Raw genomic sequence first — 17466 nt, forward strand, 5'->3', positions numbered from 1 at the left:
AAACGGCTCGTTCTCTCCCGGAACACCCGTATCCTCAGGTGTTTCCCGTCCCGGGGCACCGGGCGCGGCTCGCACGGCCCGCCGGTTCCGTCGGAACTCAGCCCGGCGTCGGCGCGACGGGCTCCCCCTCCGCGCGTTCGGGCCCCCGCTCCGCTCCCCCGTGCGCGTCCCGGCCCCGCCGGGCCCGGACCAGGCCGACCAGCACGACCAGGCCGCCGAGCGGGGCCAGCGTCCACGGCGCCCACGAGGAGAGGGCGCGCAGCAGCACCGAGCGCACGCGGGCCTGCTCGGCCTGGGCCGCGACCTGCTGCTCGGCCAGGACCAGCCGCGCGTACAGCAGGGGCGCCTCACCGCTGTCGTTCTGCGGGCGCAGGGTCTCCGCGCGGGTCTCGTGGGCGTTGACCACGATCCCGCTGACCGGTTCCACCCAGAACGTCCGGCTGACCTCCAGCCAGCGGGTGGCGGTGACCGTGCCCGTGGCCCCGGGGCGGAACAGGGAGGCGGGCACGGGGCGGGCCGAGTCGGGCATCTGGGTGGACTCGATCCACTGGCTGTACCGGCGCACCGGTACCCCCGCCACCTCCTCCCACTCCTGGAACTCCAGCATCGGCGCGGACCGCACCTCGGCGTCGTAGAAGGGGTACTCGCCCTCCCCGTCCCCGGGCGGCCAGAAGTACACCAGCCCCGCCTGCCGGACCGCCCGGTCGCCGTCGACGTGCTCACCGCAGCAGTTGACCGCCCGGCCGGTCTCCCGGTCGACGATGACGCGGCGGCTCCAGTGGTCGATCATCCGGTCGGGCACGGAGGTGTCCACGGACACCTCCCACGCCGACCAGTCGCCGCCGTGCGCGGAGGCGTCCACCCGGGTGACCCTGCTGAGCTCGGCCGACTCCACCCACGACCACGTGGAGGTGTCCAGGTAACCGGCGTCCTCGTCCAGCATGCGGATGTCGAACTCGGCCCCGGCGGGCAGCAGGGCCATCCGCTCGTACACGTAGAGCGGGAGCAGGGCGGCCAGGGTGAGCAGGAAGGCGCCCACGGCCACCAGCAGGGTGCCGCGGGGCAGGGAGCGCCCCGGTCGGCGCTCGGGGCCGACCTGGCTGGGGGCGGCCTCCCCCGCGCCGAGCGCGCTCATGTCCGGGCCTCCTCGGGGTCGTTCTCCCACCGGTCGTCGTCCGAGGGGCCCCCGTTGTGGGGAGCGCCGCCGGCCTCATCGCTCACAGGAGTCGCCGGGGTGCCGGTAGGACCGTTAGACCCACTGACCCCGGCAGTATCGGCCAGACCGGCCGCACCGCCGGGCGGAGCGGGCCCGTCCGCCCCGCCACCGGCGTCCGCAGCGGCCGCTCGGACGCGGACCGACGGCGGATCGGCGTCGGCGTCCTCGCCGTCGCCCGGCTGGCCCAGGGCCAGCACGAGCCGGACCAGCGCCGGCAGGCACAGCAGCTGGGAGACCCAGCCGCGCAGCGCTCCCCCGAACACCTCGGTCACCTCGTGGAAGGGCATGTACAGCGCCAGGTGGGTACCCGCGCCCATGGCCAGCCCGGCCAGCGCCAACGACACCGCCACCGGCCAGGGCCCCGCCAGAAGCGGCAGCGTCCGCCCGCCCATGGAGGGCCGTCCCGGCTTGGCGTGCCGCAGCCTCCGGGGCGCCCGGCGCCCCAGCCACCACATGCACACCAGGATCACCGCGACCAGGGCGGCACCGACCGCACCGGCCACCCACACCCCGTAGGCCAGGCCCAGCGGCAGCACGACCCGCCGCCCCAGCCATCCGGGCCCGGCGTCGGGCAGGGCGCGGGCGCCCCGCGGGGCCGCGGCCCCGGCCGCCGCGCCCCCGGGCAGCAGGCGCCTGGGCCACAGGGCGGCGACCACCAGCACCGCGGCCAGCGCGGCGCCCACGGCCAGGGCCCGGTGGTAGGCGGTGTCGGGCGCGTAGGTCAGGGTGACGGTGCCCGCGCTGCCCGCGGGCAGCACCCAGGCCTGCTTCCAGCCCTCCAGCCGGATCGGCTCCAGTGCGGCGTCAGCCCCCTCCAGGCGGGCCCGCCAGCCCTCGTTGAAGTTCTCGTTGACCACCAGCAGGCTGTCCTCGGCGACGTCCACGTCGAAGCGGCGCTCGCCCGGACCCCAGGCGTGCACCCGCTCCACCTCGGCCATGGTGACCTCGGGGCGGTCCGAGACGGGGTCGGCGGACTCCACCAGCGCCGAGCGCACCTCGTAGCGGTTGCCCGGATCGACCACGATCCGGTTCCCGCCCCCGACCAGGTCCAGGTCGGTGCAGCTCTCGTAGCGCAGCGGGCGGCCGGTGAGCTGGTCGGCGAGGGTGCCCCGGCTGATCCGCGTCTCCACCCGCTGGTCGTTGACCCGCAGCGTGGGGCCCAGGCCGCACGCGGTGGAGGCGTCGCCCTCGGGCAGCGGCTCCACCGGCTCCACCCCGGGCAGGGTGACGGTGCCGATCTCCAGGGCCTGCCCCTCGGGGCGTTCGAAGGTCACCCGCAGCGACTCCGCGGTGAACTCGGCGAAGTCCACCCGGCCGCTGCCGTCCAGCCACCCCTCGCGCACGGTGCCGCCGCCCTCGACGGTCACCCGGATCGGCCGCAACACGCTGTCGGCGCGCGGGAACTCCACCTCCAGGTGCCCGATCTCGGTGGGCGCGCCCAGCTCGATGTCGAGCCAGGGGTTCTTCTCCTCCGGGTCCGGGTACCAGACGGTGCTCTCGTCGTCGTCCAGCGCGCCCCGGCCCATCGCGGCGGGGTGCTGCACGGCAGTGGAGGAGGCCGTCACGTGCGGGTGGGGGCTGGCCCGGTTGGCGGCGTTCTCCGCCTCCCGGGGGTCGGTGAGCACGACCTCGCCCGAGACCGTGTGCGGGGCGGAGGCCGACTCCGCCGACAGCTCGAACGTGCGGTCCAGGCGGCGCGCGTCCTCGCCCCGCACCTGGAGGTCGGGGTTGCACACCCACACGTGCGAGCCCTCCATGCAACCGGGCGCGGTACCGGTGGAGCCGGTGAACAGCAGCGTTCCGGCGTCGGCGGGGCCGGGGACCCGCAGCGTGCGGGCCGGTTCCAGGCCGGGCACGGAGATCGAGGCGACACCCACCCGGGTGCCGAACCGGTACTCCGGCTCCCAGGCCAGCTCGTCCACGCGCACGCGCAGTGTGGTGGTCGCGCCGGGCGGTGCCGCCAGCTCCTGGGGCTCCTCGGTCTCGGCGACGGGCACCTGCGCCTCGCCGCCGTCGGTGACGAGGGTGACCCGGGAGGGCGGCGGCTCGCCGGGCAGGTGCTCGAAGGCGACGCTGAGCCCGGTCAGGTCCTGGGGCTCCTCGAACTCGACCTCGATCCACTCCCCCAGGGCGCCGGTGAAGGCGCTGGACCGCCAGGAGGTGGTGAGGTCGTCGTCGAGCGCGGCGTGCGGGGCGTGCCCCGGGTCGCGGTCGGCGGCGCGCGCCCCCGCCCCGCTCTCCGCGGAGGAGGCGCGCACCGAGGCGATCCCGACGTCCTCGGCGTGGGCGACGTGGTCCTCCCACGCCGGGTCGAGGACGTCGGGGGCGGGGACGTCGCGTTCGAGCTCCTGGTCCCCGGTGAGGGTGGCCGACACGTTGCGGCGCACATCGGAGTAGACCACCTCGCGGCGGCGGGCGGTGTCGGTGACGACCGTGTCCTGGGCGGCGACCTCCCCGGCTCCGGGGTCGTCCCCGAGCAGGATCGGGCGGTCGTCGTCGACCACCCCCTGTTCGGCCAGGTGGAGCACGGACTCGGGGCCGCCGGTGACCCGCAGCACCTCGTCGGCGGGCACGGTGCCGACGGTGGGCGCGGCGTCCTCCACCTCGTAGACGCTCAGCGCCCGGTAGGGCTGGTCGAACCACTGGGAGGCGGACTGGTGGTCCAGGGAGCCGATGACCGGGCCGAACTCGGCGGCCCGGGTGATGCCCGGCGAGTCGGTCAGGGCCTGGTGGACGCGGGCGGGCCAGCCGCCGTTGTTGCCGGTGCGCTGGAGGTCGTTGCGCACGAGGAGGTGGGTGACGCCCATGCGCGCGAAGGTGTCGGCGAGCCCGGCGGAGCCGCGTCCCGAGGAGACGCGCTGGTCGATCTCGTGGGTGACGCGGGAGACGCCCGCCGAGCCCCACGGGATGATCTGGTGGTTGGTCCAGGCCCCCTCGAACAGCGGTTGCAGGGGTTCGTCCATGGGGCGGCCCCACTCGTACTCGCCGCGCGCCGAACCGGGAAGGGCCATGGTCATACCGCGCTCGTCGGCGCGCGCCTCCAGCCAGTCGGTGGCCTCGTACCAGTAGTCGGGGATCTGCGCGAAGCCGCCCGCGGGGGCGATCCCGACGGTGCCGACGGGCACGAGGGTGGCCGCGAGGACGGCGGCGGTGGCGCCCGCGACGGTGCGGCGCACGCGTCCGGACACGGGCGTGCCCCTGCGGTCGGCCAGGTCCCGGGCCACCACCACGGGCAGGTGGGCCAGGCCCAGCACCAGGGGCAGGCGCACGAGCGCGTCGAACTTGTGCACGTTGCGGAACGGGGAGAGGAGACCGTCGAACAGCTCGCGCATGGTCCCCGCGAAGGGGCCCGTGAGGTCGCCGGTGAAGCCCGCGACGATGACCGCGGTGCCGGTGAGGAGGCTGGCGATGAGGAAGAGCCGTTCGGGGGTGCGCCGGTTGACCAGCCCGGCCAGGCCCAGTCCCGCCACCAGCGCGGTGGCCGCGATCAGCCAGGGGGTGGTGGACAGCTCCGCCCCCGAGGGCAGCGCGGTGTTTCCCTGGTCGGGCAGGAAGCCCATCCAGTTGGAGGTGCCGCGCAGCGCGTTGAGCAGCGAGGTGACGCCGGTGGTGACGGCGGCGTCCTCGGTGTAGGGCATGAACGAGAACACGTACCGCGCCATGAGGAGCAGCGGCGCGACGTACCAGAACGAGGCCAGGACCAGCGCGACCGTCCACCAGGCCGTCAGGCGCCACTTGCGCGGACCGTTCGCCCGGGTGAGCAGGTAGAGCCCTGGCACGACCAGGACGGCCAGTTCGGAGGCGGCGTTGGTGCCGCCGCACAGCAGGAAGGCCAGGCCCGACAGCAGGGCCATGCGGGCGGGCGAGCGGCCGTGCCTGGCCCCGAGCACGAGGGGCAGCAGGATCCACGGCATGAGCAGCATGGGCTGCAACTCGGCGGAGTTGTACGACAGCAGCGTCAGCACGCGGGGGGCCAGCGCGTAGGCGACCCCGGCCAGGATGCGGGTGTTGACGGTGCCGATGCCCAGCGCCCCGGCGACCTTGTACACGCCGGTGAACGCGGCGACGAGCAGGACGGCCATCCACAGGCGCTGGATGAGCCAGTCGGGCATACCGAGCAGGTCGAACAGCAGGTGGAAGGGACCGTTGGGGAAGAAGTACCCGTAGGCCTGGTTCTGGATCTGGCCGAAGTAGGAGGCGTCCCACAGGTGCAGGGCGCGCTCCATGAACCCCAGGGGGTCGGCCGTCAGGTCGAGCTTGGTGTCGCTGACGATCCTGCCGGGGTCGATGCTGGCGGCCAGCGCTCCCAGGAGCAGGCACACCGTGAGGACCTTCAGCCGGGCCAGGAGGCGGGGATCGGCACCGCCGGGGCCGGTGGAAGGTGGTGTGCGGGAATCCTCCGGTTCGCGCCTGGCGGTGGATTCCGTCGGTGTCACGTCTTCGCTTTCCTGCCTGCTGCCGTGTTCCGGGCGGCGGGGGCGCCCGTGTCGTCGGAGGTGAGGGGGTCGGGGACGGGGGCGTCGGTGGCGGGGGCGTCCGGTTCCGCGGCGCCGGGCAGGCCCAGCTCCCTCGCGACGAGCCGGGTCATCCGCGCGCCGCTGGCCTCCCACGTGAACCGGGACGCCCACGCGCGGCAGGCGCGGCGGACGGCTTCGGCCCGGCGGGGGTCGGACAGCTCCTCCAGGGCGCGCGCGACCACGTCGGCGAGTTCCTCGCCCTCGCGCACGAGCCACCCGGTCTCGCCGTCGCGGACCGAGTCGCGGAGTCCGTCCACATCGTAGGCCACGGTGGGCACGCCGAGGCGGGCCGCCTCGATGACGGTCAGGCCCCAGCCCTCGAACTCGGAGGCGGTGACATGGAGGTGGCACGAGGCCAGGACGCTGTTCTTGTCCTCCTCGGGCAGGAAGCCGTGCAGGCGCACGCGGTCGCCCGTGCCGTCACGGGCGACCTGCTCCGCCAGGGGTTCGCCCTCGGGGCCGCGGCCGATGATGTGCACCTTCAGGTCGGGGTGCTCCTCGCGCAGCGCGCGGGCGAGGTCGACCACCCGCGAGACCCGCTTCTGGACGACCAGGCGGCCCAGGCTGACCACGGCCGGGTGGCCCATGTCGGCGGGGGCGGGCGCGTCGTCGAGGGGCTTCTGGGGCCCGGGGAGTCCGCCGTTGTGGATGATCTCGATCGGCGCGCGCCAGCCCAGCTTCTCGCGCATGGCCCGGCGGGAGGACTCCGAGACGGTGACGGTGGTGCAGCGGCGGTAGACGCGCGAGGCCACGACCGACTCCAGCGTGCGGCCCAGCCAGGCGACGGGCGCCGGGAAGTAGGCGTTGAACTGGAGGTCGTGGACGTGGTGGACGACGCTGACCACCCGCGTGCTGCGGCGCAGGACGAGGCGGCACAGGAAGGGGACGCCGTTCATGCAGTCGAAGGCGAGCTGGTACTCGCGGCGCCACAGGGCCAGCCACGCCATGACGCGCGGGTAGACGGTGAACCTGCCGCCCATGCGGCGGATGACGATCCCGTCCCTGGTCTCCACGCGCGCCTGGTGGGGCTCGCGGCTGGTGAGGAAGGTGACGATGGCACCGCGTTCGGCCAGGTGGCGGCTGATCCGCCAGGAGTACTCCTCGGCTCCCCCCGCGGTGGACTGCCAGGGGTCGCGCCAGTTGACCATGACCAGGCGGACCCCGTCCAGGCGCGGCCCGAGGTCGGCGGGGACGTCCGGGGCGGCGGGTGCGCCCGTGCCGGTCGGGACCTGGACGGGGATGACGGCGGCCGGGGCCTCGGTGACCGCGGGCAGGCCCGGTTCCGCCTCCTGGCGGATCCGGTGGACCTTCTGGAAGACCACACGCTCTCCTTCCGCGCGGTGTCCGGCCGGACCGCGTGCCGCTACCTCGCGCGTGCGGGTGAACACGCACGGCGACCCCCTGGGGGAAGGGTGGAGCGCACGCCGAACGGGCCCGTGGGCCGGACGTCGGTGGTGGTGGGCGGCCGGGGGAGGGTACCCGGGGCCGCGGGAGTCGGGGAGTGGGGCGCCCCGCCGGGGGCGGAGCGCCCGCGAACCTCCGCCGTACGGCCGTCCTAGCGGTCGCCGTAGTTGTAGAGGGTTTCGTTCACCGGTTCCGCGGTGGCGGTCGAGTCCGTGGCGAGGCTGGTGGCCACGAAGGTGGCACCTCCCGCCAGGGCCGCGCCGATGACGCAGGCGGCGATTACCTTGATCACTTGGGGATCTCCTTCCGCGCGCCCGATCCCGCGCTGGGTCCGGAGCGCTGGAAAACGAGACTAGAACCTGATCTAGCCATAGACCAGATGATTGCCCCAACTGTAACTAACCCGCCGGTAACTTCCAACCCCGGAATGCCAGCTTTGTCAGCCTTTACATGCTGGTCCTGCACCCGAAGAAGCACCATGCCGGAGCCCTCCACCACCACGGACAGGCCCTCCACACCTGACCAGAACTGGTTATCGGCTGGCGCGGACACCGCCACGTACCGCACCCCCAGCCCGCCCAGCGCCGCGGCGTCCAACCGCCCGGGCAGGCCCGTCGCCGGGTCAGGCCCGAGCACCCCGGCGACCCGTCGCGCCCGCGCGTCCTCCCCGGTCACGACCACCTCTCCCCCGTCCGGGGTGCCCACGACCAGGTCGTCGTTCCACAGGGTGCGCCGGTCGAAGAGCTTGGTCGCCGGGTCCAGGACGACCGTGGCCCGCCCCGACCAGTCGGGGCCGCGGTAGGCGCTCCAGGGCAGCACCAGCACCGCCCCGGGCCGGTCGTCGGCGGCCACCGCCTCCTGCGCCGCCAGCCACTCCCCGGGGTAGTGCACCGGGGCCAACCGGCCGCTCGCGCCCCACAGCAGTCCCGGCAGCACCACCACCGGCAGCAGCGCCACGAACACCGCGAGCCCCGTCCGCAGCGCAGCACCCTGCCGTCCGGCCAGCCACCACACACACGCGCCGAGGCCGAGCGCCTGGACCAGGGACAGCGGGGCCACGTAGAGCTGGCCGTCGCGCAGCGGCCCGAACCCCGGCCAGGCGGAGATCAGCCAGACCAGCAGCGCGCGCCCCGGCCCGGTGGCCCCCAGCAGGGCGATCAGCAGGCCCAGGGCGGCGGCCGCCGAAAGACCGGGGCCGAACTCCGGCCGCTCCCGGCGCAGCAACCACACCCAACCCGCCAACGCCAGCAGACACAGCAGCAGGCGGGCCGCGGCCGTCACCGGCTCGCCGTAGCCCGCCGGAACCGCACCGGAGTTCCACACCCCGCCCAGGAGCAGCAGGGAGCCGAGGACCCCGAACGGGGTGTCCGAACGGGCCGCGAACGCCGCCACCCCGGCCGGGTCCGTACCCGCCCCGCTGACCAGGGACGGAAGCAGCCAGGGCAGGGAGACCACCACCAGCGCCAGCACGAACAGCACCGCCCGCCCCCACCAGCGCGGCGCACGCGGGTGCGCGGAAGTCACGGGAGAGGCGTTCTGAGCCTCCCGGGGGTCAGGAGGAACCTGAGCCGCCGAGGGAGCCGCAGGGGCCCCAGGGTCCGAAGCGCCCGCAGGAGTCGCGGTCGCCGGAGAGGCTGGAGGGTCTGAAGACCCCGCAAGGGCTGAGGGATCCGCGGAGACCGAAAGATCCGCAGGGGGCGCAGGTGCCGCAGGGCCTGAAGGGGCCCCAGTGCATGGAGGGGCCCCAGAGACAGGAGGACCCGAAGTACCTGAAGGAGGCGGAGGAGTACCGGAAGGCCGCTTACGTCGAGGGTCCCGAGAGGTCGAAGCGGCCCGGGATGCTCGGAAGGCACGACTCTGACGCGGCGCGCGCGGGCGGGCGGTGAGGGCGACGGGACCGGCGGTGAGGGCGGTCAGCACCACCGACGAGAACCCGCCGACCGCGGCGGGCACCAGAGCGCGCACCAGCCCGGCGAGCCCCGGACCCGGCCGCACCCTCGCCAGACGGACGGTCGCCCCCACCACCCACGGCAGCCCCGCGTAGCCCAGCAGCATCGCCCACTGGCCCAACAGCAGCCGCTCGGCCACGAACGGGTTCCACACGTAGGCCGTCCCGGCGGCGGCCGACGCCACCAGGACCCCGGCACCGCCGCGGGGCAGCACCCGCAGCACCAGGCGCGCGGCACCGGCCCCGCCCACGGCGAACACCGCCAGCAGCGCCAGCGACTGCACCGCGTCCCCGGGCAGAACCGCGGACAGCGCCGCCACCACGGCGTCACTGGGAATCGCGCGGGGGAACCCGTCCGCGCCCCGCAGCGCCGTGCCCAGCGACAGGTCGGGCACGAACACCATGTCGTAGCGCAGCACGTATCCGGGCCCCAGCGCGGGACCGAGCACCAGCACACCGGTCAGCAGTCCCACGGCCCACGGCAGCAGACGGACGCCCCCTTCTCCTCGGGCGCCCCTTCCCCGCCGAGCGCCCCTTCCTCCCGGGGCTCCCCGCACCCGCCGGACCCTCAGCCCTGTGAACGACACCGTCGACCTCCGCCCCTGGAAAGCAACCCCTCGGCCCGCCGTCAGCCCCGCGCGAGCAGAACGCTGTCGGAGTAGCCGCCCTCCACGTAGTCGCGGTAGGAGCGGACCACGAGTTCGTAGGGGCCCGACACCGTCACCGACCAGCGCGGCTCCTCCCCCGCCGGGCCCAGCGTGCGCCACCCCCGCCCGTCCCCGGGGCCGAGCCCGTCACGGCGCTCGCAGTCCGAGCCGGGCGTGACGGGCTCGGGTTCCGGCACGGACGGCGTGGGGGCCGGAGCGGGCGTGGGGGTGGGCCGCGGACCGGGGTCCGCGTCGGGCACGGGGTCGGACGGCCCGCCGCTGGGGACGGGCGATTCGACGGGTTCCTCCGAGGCGTGGTCACCCTCCGGGGACGCGTACGGGCCGCCGTCCACGGGCGCCCGCCGGTCGTCGGCGACCCCGCAGTCCAACGCGCGCACCCACACCTCGTAGTGGGAGGCCTCCTCGACCTCCTCCCACTCCACGGTCGCCCCGCCGTCGACGACGCGCAGCCAGGACGGCCCCGGCGGCGGATCGTCGTCCCACACCCACGGGAGGGGCTCGGACTCCACCCCCTCGTCCCGGCCCTTGAACGAGCGCACCACGAACTCGTAGCGGGCTCCGCTGAAGAGCGCCCCCACCAGCACGGAACGGCTGTCCCCGTCGGCGCGCACGTCCACGGGAAGCACGACGGCCTCGTCCGGGTCCGGCCCCACGCGCCGCTGCACCACCCGGTAGCCGGTCGCACCGGGCACGGCCTCCCAACTGAGCACGAGGCCGTCCTCTGACTCCTCCGCCACCGGCTCGGGCGCGCTCGTGGGCCCCACCGCCGGTTCCGGCAGCGGCCGCCGGTAGGCCGGTCCGACCCCCAGCGGTTCGGCGAGCGCGTCGGCGAAGGCCGCCGCGATCCTCAGCTCGCCGCGCGCGTTGGGGTGCGCCTCGTCCCAGTTGTCGCTGGCCGGGGCGTACCCGTCGGCGACCCGCGCGACCACCACGGGCGATTCGCTGGAGGTGAGCTGAGCGGCGAGGTCGACCAGACCCATGTTGAACCGGTCGATCTCGGCGTTGGCCCGCGGGTCCTCCACCGGCGGGAGCTCCCCGAGGACGAACCGGGTCTGCCCCCGCACGACGCGCACCGTGGACACCGTCTCGCCCACCCCCTCCAGCGCGCTGTCGGCGTCCTCCCCCGCCAGGATGTCCTCGGTACCGGCCAGGAGGAGCAGGTAGTGCGGCCGGTACTCGGCGGCCACCCGCGCGGCCCCGGTGGACAGGTCCTGCGCGGTGGTGCCCCAGCGGGCGGCGTGGTCGGTGTCGAAGTCGGGGTCGGCGTAGTCCTGTTTGCCGAACTCGCGGTCCGCCAACCCGTACACGCCGTCGTAGGGGCCGACGAAGTCCACCTCCACCCCGGCCTCGCGCAGGTGGGACCACAGGCGATAGCGCCAGGTGTAGTCGCCGCTGCTGCCCTGGGAGAGCGAGTCGCCGACGACCATGACGCGCAGTTCGCCGTCCGGCGGGCCCGGCACGGTGACGGGCTCCTCGGCGCGCCCGCCCTCCGCGGCGCCTCCCCCGGAGCCGCTCTGGATCAGCAGCAGGGTGACCGCCATCGCCGAGAGCATGACGCCGAGCAGCCCCAGGGGCCCGGGTTCGAAACGGGAGTGGCTGTCCCAGCGGGGCCGGAGCAACGTGAGGCGGAGCCGGCGGGGCCACCGGTCCAGGAGCAACGCCAGACGCGGCGCTCGCGGGCGGTCCCGCCCCGGTTCGCCGGGCCGGGAGCGGCGCGGTCCGGGCCAGCGGAACCGAAGCCTGCCGAAGCGGTCGGCCACGCGCGACCACCACACGGAGCGTTCGTCGGATCCGCGCACCGCGCCCCCTGCGTTCCCAGAACGGGTTCTACCCCCAGCAGGGGGTTCGTCAGACAAGACTAGAACTGGTTATATATAATTCGTCAACTCGCTGCGGTCGAGCGGAACCGCCTACACCGACGTTAGCGGCCGCCCCCGCCCTCTCGACTCCGCGCCCCGACGGAAAGCAGGACCCCCGTGACCGGACTCGTGGTAGCCCTGCTGTCCGCGGTGGTCTACACCGTCGGCCTGACCGTGGAACAGCGCGCCCTGCACGGCGCGGAGTCGATCTCGATCAACCGCCCCCTCCACCTGGCCCGGGTCCTGCTCACCAACCCCCGCTGGGTGCTCGGCTGCCTCTTCGCCGCCGTGGGCAGCGTCGGCCTGATCGTCTCGCTCGGTCTGGCGCCCGTGTCCGTGGCCCAGCCCGCCTTCGCCGCCGGGGTCGCGTGCGGCATCCTCGTCATCACCCTCGTCCTGGGCGAGCGCGTCACACGGGGCGAGTACGTGGCCCTCGGCATCATGCCGGTCGCGCTCGGCCTGCTCAGCCTGTCCACCGCCGAGGGCGCCGAGACCGGCACCACCGCCGACGCACCGCTGCTCATCACCGTCAGCCTGCTCACCGTGGCGGTGTGCCTGGTCGTCGTGGGCCTGGCCGGCGGCCGCGGCCGCTACGTGTCCGCCGCCGCCCTGGGCGCGGCCGCGGGCTTCGCCCAGGGCAGCGCGGGCCTCCAGGGCAAGGGGCTGGGCGGCCTGCTGGCCGACCACGGCCTGTGGGGCGCGATCGTCCCCGCGCTGCTGTCGCCCTACCCCTACCTGTACGCGGTGGGCTGGGCGGTGGGCATCGTCCTCTTCCAGACCTCGCTCCAGCGCTCGCGCGCCTCCATCACCGCTCCGGTGTCCAACGTCGTGGGCAACGTGTTCATGGTCGTCATGGGCACGATCCTGTTCGGCGAGCGGCTGCCCGACGACTCCGTCATGCTGGCCCTGCGCGTGGGCGGATTCGCCCTCACCCTCGTCGTGGTCGTCCTGGTCCGCGGCAACGTGGCGGCCGCCGAGGCGGACACGAGCCGCAAACGCGCCCACGCGTAGGCCGCACACGGGCGCGCGGAGGAGGCGGACGTAGGCGGGGACGGCGAAGACGAGGGAGCGGCGTGCGGCCCCCGCGGAGGCCGGGGAGAAGGCGGGACACTCCTGCGCGTCTCCCCTGCCACCACGGACCCGCCGCTACGGGACCGCCGCGGCGACCCCGCTCAGACGGCCACCGACACGGCCTCGCGCAGGCCCGGGGCGGCGACGTCGGCCCACGCCCGCACCACGCTGTCGGGCTGGCCGGTCTCCCCCTCGGCCAGGATCAGGCCGGGCTCGGCCACCCAGGCGCCCAGGTCGGCCAGCAGGATACGCAGGTCCTCCTCGATGCCCCGGCTGTTGCGCAGGTCCTCCACGACCGCCAGCGGAACCGCGACCGTGTGGCCCAGTCCCAGCTCGGGCAGGCGGTCGAGGAAGACCTTCAGCAGCCCGGTGTAGGTGCCGTGCGCCTGCGGGGAGGCCACGAGCAGGACGTCGCTCTCGCGCACCTTCGCCAGCGCGGCCTCGACCGCGGCGGAGGACTCCGAGAGCAGTTCGGCGCCGAGTTCGGCGATGTCGATGACGTCGGGGCGGGAGTCGACACCCGCGCGGGCGGCGACCTCGGAGGCCGCGCGCAGGGCGGCGTCGCGGACGGAGGAACGGATCTGGGGGGCGGCGACGAGCACGGTGAAGCGGGTCATGCGAGAACTCCTGGGTTCGAACAGAGCGAGCCGGGATCGGAGGAGACACCAGCCGGGGAGGACGGCGGGGCGGTTGACACCGGAAGGAGGGGTGACGAACGTCCTTGGACTCTCGCGGTTCCTCGCCTCCGACACGGCGGGAGCGGACCACGCTGTCCGAAAACCGCCCGTGTCGGGCCTGGCAGGTCTGCTTGGGCGACCGCGGGGCGGTCCCCACGGGACCCAGGGGAAGAGATGAGCGTCCGGTGTCTGCGACAGGGCACGTGCGACGGGGCACGAAAGGCGCGGGGCGAAACCCCGCAGGGCGCTAGCTACGACAGAGCGCGCTCGCCTGCTGTCTCAGATCGACATGCAGGCGCTGGACAAGCAGCTCACCGGCGGACATGTCTCCATCATGAAGCGCCCCGGCCGTTATCGTCAATGCGTGCGCGCACCACGGTGGGCGGTCCACCCCTCGGACAGCCGTCCCAGGAAGCGGGATCACCCAGCTCCGCAGGCAATACGGAAGCCCGCGGTGACGACTCCGAAGGCCTGTGTAATGTGCGACACACACCGACGAGACGAGCACGAGGAACCCCTCACATGGCCCACACCCCCGTCACACTCACCAACGCGCGCGTCGTGACCCCCGACGGGGTCCACGAAGGATGGTTGAGGATCGAGAACGGCCGCGTGGCCGCGCTGGGTTCGGACGGACCCGTTCCCGGCGGCCGCGACCTCGGCGGCGCCTGGGTCGTCCCCGGCATGGTGGACACCCACGTCCACGGCGGCGCCGGGCACGCGTTCACCGAGACCGACCCCGAGGGCGTCCGTGAGACGATCGCGTTCAACCGCTCCCGGGGCGTGACCGCGCTGGTGGGCGGCCTCGTGGCGGCCACCCCGGAGGACACCCTGCGCCAGGTGGCGGCGCTGGCCGAACTGTGCGACGCGGGCGAGCTGGCGGGCATCTACCTGGAGGGCCCCTTCATCTCCCGGGCCAGGTGCGGGGCGCACGACCCCGACCTGCTCCGCGACCCCGACACCGCCGAGTTCGACCGCTGGCTCAAGGCCGGGCGGGGGCACGTGCGCATGGTCACGGTGGCCCCGGAGCTGCCCGGAGCGCTGGACCTGATCGGCGCGGCGGCCTCCTCCGGCGTGGTGGCGGCGGTGGGGCACACCGAGGCCACCTACGAGCAGACGCTGGCGGCCTTCGACGCGGGGGCGTCGGTGGCCACCCACCTGTACAACGCGATGCGTCCGCTGGGCCACCGCGACCCGGGGCCGATCGCCGCCGCGCTGGGCGACGAGCGCGTGACGGTCGAGCTGATCCTGGACAACGTGCACGTCCACCCGGGCGCGGCCGGGCTGGTCTTCGACGCCGCGGGCGCGGACAGGGTGTCCCTGGTGACGGACGCGATGTCGGCGACGGGCCTGGGCGACGGCGAGTACACGCTGGGCGACCTGCGGGTGCGGGTGAGCGGCGGCGAGGCGCGCCTGGCGGAGAGCGGCACGATCGCCTCCAGCACGATCGTCCTGCCCCAGGCGGTGCGCAACGCCGTGCGGAGCCTGGGCGTCGGCGTGCCCGAGGCCGTGCGATCGGCGTCGTCGGTTCCGGCCGCGGCGCTGGGGCTGGACGGGGTGGGCCGGATCGAGGTCGGAGGGCGCGCCGACCTCGTCGTGCTCGACGACGACCTCGGAGTCCGCGAGGTGGTGTACGAGGGCGCCTGGGTGGAGTAACGGCGTGTCGTAACCGCGTTACGGACTAGTAATATAACCCTGGGTGACAATGGCGACAGGGCATCGAGGAGAGCCACCACGCTCGACACGAAAGGATCTGCGCCATGGCCAAGTCGAGACAGACGAGGGACGAGCAGCCGACCCGTGTGCCCTCCGAGGAGCACGAGCACCTCGGCAAACTCGCCGCGGAACTGTCCCGTTACGACGTGCGGGCGGACGTGGTCGACGAACAGTCGTCGCCCTGCCTGCGCGTGCGCAACCCGTCATCCGCGTGTGCGGTTGAGGACGTGATCTGTGAGCGCCGAGAACACGACTACGCGTTCATCGCCTCGTTCGGGGTCTACCTCGGCAGCAGTGGGAGCCTCGGCGTCACGGCCCACAAGGTCGCCTGGCTCGTGGGAGCCACCGAGGCGTGACGGCCGCGCGGGACGGGTGCGGTGCCGGTCGCACCGCACCCGTCCGCGTACCGGCCTGGCTTTCCCACGGAGCTTTACGACGTAGATTCCTGGAGGCCGGGCCGGGAGCCCGCACCCCGGCACCCTAGAGTCGTGCCGTCCCCACCCCTCGACGGAAGGCGAGCCCGTGGACTACGTCAAGCTGGGCCGGACCGGACTCGACGTCTCCCGCGTCACCCTCGGCTGCATGAGTTACGGAGACCCCGCCAGGGGCACCCACGACTGGACCCTGGACGAGGAGGCCAGCAGACCCTTCATCCGCCAGGCGGTCGAGGCGGGCGTCAACTTCTTCGACACCGCCAACACCTACTCGGACGGCAGCAGCGAGGAGATCGTCGGCCGCGCCCTGGCCGAGTACGCCGACCGCGACCAGATCGTGCTGGCCACCAAGGTGTTCGGCCGCACCCGCCCGGGCCCCAACGGCGGCGGGCTCTCGCGCAAGGCGATCCTCACCGAGATCGACCACAGCCTGCGGCGCCTGGGCACCGACTACGTGGACCTGTACCAGATCCACCGCTGGGACCCCGCCACGCCGATCGAGGAGACCGTCGAGGCCCTGCACGACGTGGTCAGGGCGGGCAAGGCGCGCTACGTGGGCGCCTCCTCGATGCACGCCTGGCAGTTCGCCAAGGCGCTGAGGGTCGCCGACGTCAACGGCTGGACCAGGTTCGCCACCATGCAGAACCACTACAACCTGCTCTACCGCGAGGAGGAGCGGGAGATGCTGCCCCTGTGCGCGGACGAGGGCATCGGGGTCATCCCGTGGAGCCCTCTGGCGCGCGGTCGGCTCACCCGCGCGTGGGAGGAGGAGACGGCGCGCAGCCGCGGTGACGCGTTCGGCTCGCGGCTGTACGCGGAGGCGGACCGGTCGATCGCGGACGCCGTCGGCGCGGTCGCCCGGAGGCGCGGTGTTCCCCGTGCGCGGATCGCCCTGGCCTGGGTGTCGCGGAATCCCGCGGTGACCTCGCCGATCATCGGCGCCACCAGGCCGCACCACCTGGACGACGCGATCGCGTCGCTGTCGCTGGAGCTGACCGACGACGAGGTGGCGGAGCTGGAGCGCCACTACACGCCGCGCCCGGTCTCCGGCTTCTGACACCGCCCGGCGCGGGGCCGCCGGCGGCCCCGCGCCCACGGCACGCGCCGAGGACGCCCGAGCCGTCCCGGGGCCCGCGGAGGCACCCGGTCAGCCGCGCGCGGTGACGCGGATCTTGGACTGGCCGTGCGGGCGCTTCTCCCAGTCCTCCATGAACCGGGCCGACAGCCCGTGCTTCTCCGCGAGGGTGATCAGCGTTTCGGTCCGGTAGTAGAAGTCCTCCCGCAGCACCTGGTGCTCGACTCCCTCGGTCCGGTCGTAGGTGAAGTCGAAGAACCCGCCCGGCGCCAGGACCCGCTCGACGTTGGCCAGGCACTCGTCGATCACCTCGATGGGCGAGTGCGAGAACACGCTGTGCGCGTGGACGACGTCGAAGTAGCCCTCCGGCAGGAAGGAGAAGGTCAGGTCCCGCGTGATGGTCAGGTGCGGCAGCTTCTCCTGCAACCCGCGCTCGGCCAGCACGCCCTTGGCGGCGATGAGGATGTCCGGGGAGATGTCGATCCCGTAGTAGCCGCCCGGGTCGAGGTAGTCGATCAGCCGCCACCCGGCGCGCAGGTTCCCGCAGCCGATGTCGAGCATCCTGTGCTCCGGTCTGAGACCGTGTTCGACCAGGTAGTCGAACTGCATCTGCCCCAGCGCCAGCCAGCGCTCCTGACTCTGGCTGCCCACGGCCGACCTGGGGTCGCGGGCGGCGTCGGAGGCCATCACCGCCCGGTAGTAGTCCACGTGGTCGCGGTGGGTCAGGCGCAGCCGCAGGTCACGGGCGGAGCGGCGCACGTACGGCACCACCTTGCCGGGGTTGCGCAGCGCGTAGCGCACCTTGTGCACCAGGGAGGACCGGTTGGCGTTGAGGGAGGCGGCTGTCTTCTTCGGCATCGGAAGGCTTTCGGTCGAAGGCT

At 74.0% G+C, this 17466-nt stretch carries 11 protein-coding genes and 2 pseudogenes; 4 read left to right on the forward strand and 9 right to left on the reverse strand.

Annotated elements, in window-relative coordinates; genetic code table 11:
• Nucleotides 1-97 precede the first annotated feature (97 nt).
• From NDAS_RS18345 to NDAS_RS18370, 7 genes and pseudogenes are all read right to left on the reverse strand, one after another.
• Complete coding sequence (locus tag NDAS_RS18345) at nt 98-1135, reverse strand: DUF3068 domain-containing protein (protein ID WP_013154710.1); 1038 nt, start codon at nt 1133-1135, stop codon at nt 98-100.
• On the reverse strand, nt 1132-5652 hold the full coding sequence (locus NDAS_RS18350; RefSeq protein ID WP_013154711.1) for an alpha-(1->3)-arabinofuranosyltransferase: 4521 nt from the start codon (nt 5650-5652) through the stop codon (nt 1132-1134). The genes NDAS_RS18345 and NDAS_RS18350 overlap by 4 nt, the downstream gene beginning before the upstream one ends.
• Nucleotides 5649-7055: a glycosyltransferase family 4 protein gene (locus NDAS_RS18355; protein ID WP_013154712.1), complete on the reverse strand. Its 1407-nt coding sequence runs from the start codon at nt 7053-7055 to the stop codon at nt 5649-5651. The genes NDAS_RS18350 and NDAS_RS18355 overlap by 4 nt, the downstream gene beginning before the upstream one ends.
• Before the next feature lie 233 nt (nt 7056-7288).
• Entirely contained in the window at nt 7289-7429 is a 141-nt protein-coding gene (locus NDAS_RS28965; protein WP_013154713.1) for a hypothetical protein, read from the reverse strand.
• A pseudogene (locus NDAS_RS18360) lies at nt 7426-8646 on the reverse strand (hypothetical protein); the annotation flags it as partial. The gene NDAS_RS28965 and the pseudogene NDAS_RS18360, both read right to left, overlap by 4 nt.
• Nucleotides 8647-9012: 366 nt before the next feature.
• Nucleotides 9013-9558: pseudogene (locus NDAS_RS29360) on the reverse strand (hypothetical protein); the annotation flags it as partial.
• 155 nt (nt 9559-9713) lie between these two features.
• The gene (locus NDAS_RS18370; protein WP_013154716.1) at nt 9714-11552 is read right to left on the reverse strand and encodes an SGNH/GDSL hydrolase family protein; all 1839 of its coding nucleotides are present in this window, start codon (nt 11550-11552) and stop codon (nt 9714-9716) included.
• 177 nt (nt 11553-11729) lie between these two features.
• Between NDAS_RS18370 and NDAS_RS18375 the strand changes: the two genes are divergently transcribed.
• Entirely contained in the window at nt 11730-12623 is an 894-nt protein-coding gene (locus NDAS_RS18375; protein WP_013154717.1) for a hypothetical protein, read from the forward strand.
• A 161-nt stretch (nt 12624-12784) separates the two neighbouring features.
• On the opposite strand, the gene NDAS_RS18380 is transcribed toward NDAS_RS18375, so the two are convergent.
• Nucleotides 12785-13300 carry an NADPH-dependent FMN reductase gene (locus tag NDAS_RS18380; protein WP_013154718.1) on the reverse strand — a complete coding sequence of 172 codons (516 nt, stop codon included), beginning with the start codon at nt 13298-13300 and terminating at the stop codon, nt 12785-12787.
• Between the two features lie 582 nt (nt 13301-13882).
• Between NDAS_RS18380 and nagA the strand changes: the two genes are divergently transcribed.
• From nagA to NDAS_RS18395, 3 genes are all read left to right on the forward strand, one after another.
• Nucleotides 13883-15016 carry an N-acetylglucosamine-6-phosphate deacetylase gene (gene nagA / locus NDAS_RS18385; protein WP_013154719.1) on the forward strand — a complete coding sequence of 378 codons (1134 nt, stop codon included), beginning with the start codon at nt 13883-13885 and terminating at the stop codon, nt 15014-15016.
• Nucleotides 15017-15120: 104 nt separating this feature from the next.
• The gene (locus NDAS_RS18390; RefSeq protein ID WP_013154720.1) at nt 15121-15432 is read left to right on the forward strand and encodes a hypothetical protein; all 312 of its coding nucleotides are present in this window, start codon (nt 15121-15123) and stop codon (nt 15430-15432) included.
• 166 nt (nt 15433-15598) lie between these two features.
• Complete coding sequence (locus tag NDAS_RS18395; RefSeq protein ID WP_013154721.1) at nt 15599-16567, forward strand: aldo/keto reductase; 969 nt, start codon at nt 15599-15601, stop codon at nt 16565-16567.
• Nucleotides 16568-16657: 90 nt separating this feature from the next.
• On the opposite strand, the gene NDAS_RS18400 is transcribed toward NDAS_RS18395, so the two are convergent.
• Entirely contained in the window at nt 16658-17443 is a 786-nt protein-coding gene (locus NDAS_RS18400) for a class I SAM-dependent methyltransferase (RefSeq protein ID WP_013154722.1), read from the reverse strand.
• Nucleotides 17444-17466 lie beyond the last annotated feature (23 nt).

The organism is Nocardiopsis dassonvillei subsp. dassonvillei DSM 43111 (assembly GCF_000092985.1).
Lineage (GTDB): Bacteria > Actinomycetota > Actinomycetes > Streptosporangiales > Streptosporangiaceae > Nocardiopsis > Nocardiopsis dassonvillei.

Bases quoted from the DNA above. Each gene is read 5' to 3' on its own strand.
- nagA (WP_013154719.1), top strand. From the start codon at position 13,883: ATGGCCCACACCCCCGTCACACTCACCAACGCGCGCGTCGTGACCCCC.
- NDAS_RS18345 (WP_013154710.1), bottom strand. From the start codon at position 1,135: ATGAGCGCGCTCGGCGCGGGGGAGGCCGCCCCCAGCCAGGTCGGCCCC.
- NDAS_RS18400 (WP_013154722.1), bottom strand. From the start codon at position 17,443: ATGCCGAAGAAGACAGCCGCCTCCCTCAACGCCAACCGGTCCTCCCTG.
- NDAS_RS18380 (WP_013154718.1), bottom strand. From the start codon at position 13,300: ATGACCCGCTTCACCGTGCTCGTCGCCGCCCCCCAGATCCGTTCCTCC.
- NDAS_RS18390 (WP_013154720.1), top strand. From the start codon at position 15,121: ATGGCCAAGTCGAGACAGACGAGGGACGAGCAGCCGACCCGTGTGCCC.